This is a genomic window from Asticcacaulis currens (genome assembly GCF_028550395.1).
Lineage (GTDB): Bacteria > Pseudomonadota > Alphaproteobacteria > Caulobacterales > Caulobacteraceae > Asticcacaulis > Asticcacaulis currens.
Map to the genome: position 1 here is coordinate 1 of NZ_JAQQKW010000026.1, position 759 is coordinate 759.

The following is a 759-nucleotide window of genomic DNA, read 5'->3' on the forward strand; positions in this document are numbered from 1 at the left end:
TACACCGTCATGGGCTTTGGGTCGTTCGCACCAGGCAATGCCGAAGGCGGCCTGACCACGCAGGAAGAAAAGTCGATGGGGGCCTATTCCAAGTCGGGATCGGCGCCCATCTGCGGCATACTGAAACCCGGTGATCTGCCGCCGACGGGCGGTCTCTACCTGCTCGATGTGGTGCCGGATGGTGAGCCGCGTTTCGGCTTCCCCAACATCTCGGACAATGCGGAAATCGTCGAACTGATCGCCTGTGGCGCGCACGTGACCCTGTTCACCACGGGCCGCGGCTCTGTGGTGGGCTCGGCCATTTCGCCCGTGATCAAGGTCTGCGCCAATCCCGACACCTATCGCAAGCTCAGCGAGGATATGGATATCGACGCCGGCAAGATCATGGAAGGTCGCGCCACGCTGGATGAGGTCGGGCAGGAGATTATCGACAGCGTGCTGGCCGTCGCCGGTGGCGCACCGACAAAATCCGAAGCGCTCGGCCATCAGGAGTTCATCCTGACCTATAAGGCCTTCGACCCGCTGGGCCCGGCCTGCCTCCCGCTGCGCCGGGCGTAACCTAATTATACCTCCCCAGTTTACTGGGGAGGGGGACCGCACGAAGCGAAGCTGAGATGCGGTGGTGGGGGTTCTGAATGCGCAGACCGTCACCGTCAGAGTCTTTGCCCCTCACCCCAACCCTCTCCCCATAAAACGGGGGAGGGGAATGATTTCAAGAGACCGCACCATGTCACGACTTTCCGGAAAAACCGCCCTGAT

1 pseudogene is annotated in these 759 nt (G+C 61.7%); it reads left to right on the forward strand.

The window, feature by feature from the left end:
* Positions 1–558, forward strand: a pseudogene (locus tag PQU94_RS18000) (UxaA family hydrolase); the annotation flags it as partial.
* Positions 559–759 lie beyond the last annotated feature (201 nt).